This is a genomic window from Streptomyces sp. NPDC052042, assembly GCF_044548345.1.
Lineage (GTDB): Bacteria > Actinomycetota > Actinomycetes > Streptomycetales > Streptomycetaceae > Streptomyces.
Map to the genome: position 1 here is coordinate 1 of NZ_JBIUBU010000081.1, position 2020 is coordinate 2020.

A 2020-nucleotide genomic window follows, 5' to 3' on the forward strand; every position below is an offset into this window, starting at 1 on the left:
AGTGCGCCACGAGGCGCGATGCAATCGAGTGGAGGTGAAAGGCCACCACCTCCGGGCCGTCGCAGCGGCCTGGTGAAGCTGGGGGCAGCCTGATCCGGGGAACGCCGGGGAGGGCGGCAAGCAGCCCCGACAACGGCGGGACGTGCCGGTACTACCGGACGGTGCGGGTCCGTCTAGCGAGGTCAGAAGGTGTAGCGAAAGCGAACCAGTGGTTGAAGCTCCGTAAGCAGCGAGCCGGCTCAAATCTGGTGGATACGGGCCGGTATGCAGCGCGTGGCCTGTGTGTCCTCGGATGGGCGGGTCAACTCCGAAGCCGGATTTCCTGTTCCGGTGGGGAGGCCACGTTGAAAGCCTGCGGCGTAGGCGTGGCGATGCTGCCGGAGTAGAGCTGGGCGTCTCCCTGACCGATCGATTGTGTGGTGAACGTGGGAACCATCCGCGGTCGCCCGAGCCGCCGGACTGCCAGTTCGGCGGTGGGCAGGTCCGTTGCCGACTGATGGCCGTGGGTGGGGCGGAGGCCCCGTAGTAGTCGCGGGAGTAACGACCCGTCGTGGGGATCGGGAAAGCCGGTCGCAGGGCAAAGGGGGCCAGCAAGTCAGTGGCCGAAGTACTGGAAGGTCAGGAGGTTTTCGCCGGTGAATACCGACGAACTGGAGTGGGCCTTGATGAAGGCCGAACGCCGGGTACTGGAGATCCAGACCAAGCTGCACCGTTGGGCTCGTGATGATCCTCATCGCAGGTTCGACGACCTGTTCAATCTCGTTGCCGATCCCGGCTTCCTGCTGGTGGCCTGGGATCGGGTGCGGGGCAACAAGGGTGCTCGCACGGCCGGGGTGGACGGACGCACGGCGTCGTCCATCGCGCTGCGGGTTGGTGTCGAGAAGTTCCTCGACGTGCTGCGGTCGCAGATCAAGGACCGTAGTTTCCAGCCCATGCCGGTGCGGGAGCGGATGATCCCCAAGGCGGGCGGCAAGCTGCGCCGACTGGGGATCGCGACGATCACCGACCGGGTGGTGCAAGCATCCTTGAAGCTGGTGTTGGAGCCGATCTTCGAGGCGGATTTCCTCCCGTGTTCCTACGGGTTCCGCCCGAACCGCCGGGCTCACGACGCGGTGGCCGAGGTGCGTCTGCTCACGTCCAAGAAGTACGAGTGGATCGTGGAAGGCGACATCAAAGCCTGCTTCGACGAGATCTCACACACCGCTCTCATGGAGCGGGTGCGGGCACGCGTCGGAGACAAACGCGTCCTGGCCCTGGTGAAGGCGTTCCTCAAGGCGGGCATCCTCAGCGAGGACGGCCTGCTGCGGGACAACGACACCGGCACCCCGCAGGGTTCGATCCTCTCGCCGTTGCTCAGCAACGTCGCTCTCTCGGTCCTGGACGAGCACATCGCCCAGGCGTCGGGAGGCGCCGGAACTGATCTCAACGAGCGCCGAAGGCGTCGACGCCGAGGTCTGCCCAACTACCGGCTGGTCCGGTACGCGGACGACTGGTGCCTGATGGTTCACGGCACCAAGGCAGACGCCGAAACGCTACGCGACGAGATCGCGGAAGTCCTCACCACGATGGGCCTGCGCCTGTCGCCGGAGAAGACTCTGATCACCCACATCGAGCAGGGCCTGGACTTCCTCGGCTGGCACATCCAGCGCCACCGGAAACCAGGCACCAACCGGTACTACGTCTACACCTACCCTGCCAAGAAGGCCCTGCGGGCCGTCATGGCCAAGGTCAAGACGCTCTGCCGAGAGGTCGGTACGAACCAGCCGCTCGATGCCCTGCTCGTCCGGATCAATCCGGCAGTGCGGGGCTGGTGCGCCTACTTCCGGCCCGGGGTGTCCTTCGCGACCTTCTCCTACCTGCGCAACTACATGTGGCAAACGGTCTGGAGATGGGTGCAGCGCAAGCACCCCAAGACGGGCCGGAGGAAGATCTTCAGCCGCTACTGCGGCCGCAGATCATGGTGGACCGGGGAGACCCGGGAACTGTTCAACCCGATCACGGTGGGCACCACTCGCTACCG

1 protein-coding gene is annotated in these 2020 nt (G+C 65.5%); it reads left to right on the plus strand.

Features of this window, described 5'->3' with window-relative positions:
• Window positions 1–635: 635 nt before the first annotated feature.
• Window positions 636–2020 (plus strand): group II intron reverse transcriptase/maturase (ltrA, locus tag ACIHCL_RS36940; RefSeq protein WP_399868932.1); only part of this gene is annotated, 1385 nt, incomplete at its 3' end.